We start from the raw sequence: 471 nt of genomic DNA, 5'->3' as shown, positions 1-471 counted from the left end.
ACTGCTGACCCGCAAGCCTTGCGGGCGTACGTGTCCGAAGCGGTGCCGGACTACATGGTCCCGTCGGCGATCGTCGCCATCGATGTCTTGCCGTTGACCTCGAACGGGAAGTTGGACCGACGGGCTCTGCCCGCACCGGAGTTCACCGCGAACACGGAGGGACGTGCGCCGCGCACCCCGCAGGAGGAGATCCTGTGCGGGGTGTTCGCGGAGGTCCTCGGCATTGACCGGGTGTCCATTGATGACAACTTCTTTGAGCTGGGTGGGCATTCGCTGTTGGCGGTGTCTTTGGTGGAGCGGCTCCGTGAGCGTGGGCTTGCGGTGCCGGTGCGGTCGTTGTTTGTCACGCCGACGGTGGCGGGGCTCGCGTCAGGCCTGGAGACCACGGGCAAGAACCTGTTGATCCCCCCGAACGGGATCGTCGAGGGCGTTGAGGTGATCACGCCGGAGATGGTGCCGTTGGCGGGCTTG

Annotated in this window: 1 protein-coding gene; it reads left to right on the top strand. The window is 65.8% G+C overall.

The genetic code is table 11. The features are described from left to right. Positions 1-30: 30 nt before the first annotated feature. Positions 31-471 (top strand): phosphopantetheine-binding protein (locus IG99_RS43575; RefSeq protein WP_037684595.1); only part of this gene is annotated, 441 nt, incomplete at its 3' end.

Origin of the sequence: Streptomyces griseus subsp. griseus (assembly GCF_000720255.1) — a bacterium.
Lineage (GTDB): Bacteria > Actinomycetota > Actinomycetes > Streptomycetales > Streptomycetaceae > Streptomyces > Streptomyces griseus_I.
The sequence above is the reverse complement of the archived record's forward strand: the minus strand, read 5'-3'. Positions and strand labels throughout refer to the sequence as shown.